This window comes from Vallitalea sediminicola (assembly GCF_054408565.1).
The window spans coordinates 1-269 of the sequence record NZ_BTPT01000211.1 but is presented as its reverse complement, the minus strand read 5'-3'; the positions used below and the strand labels follow the sequence as shown (position 1 = coordinate 269).

Here is a 269-nt window from a genome sequence, read left to right as displayed (position 1 = left end):
CATAGCTTTATAACCTGTACATAGGTTATAAAGCTATGCACAACAAAATAATTTCCCATATAAATAGAAATATCGTACAAGAGCTTATGAGATCAAAGATAAATCAATGTAATGAATTAATTAATCTCTATAATAAATTGGGTTGCAGGAAGTATGTAAACAAGAAGATGAATTATGATAAAAAATATAGGTTAGCTCAGATGTTTGCAAAAGAAAGTAATCATGGGGAGGTGTTAAATTATATATATGCTAATACCATTGATTATGAT

1 protein-coding gene is annotated in these 269 nt (G+C 27.1%); it reads left to right on the top strand.

The genetic code is table 11. From position 1 onward, the window contains the following. Window positions 1-35: 35 nt before the first annotated feature. Window positions 36-269, top strand: a 234-nt coding sequence (locus tag ACX6CF_RS26450) for a hypothetical protein (RefSeq protein WP_458788371.1), incomplete at its 3' end; no start/stop codon positions are given.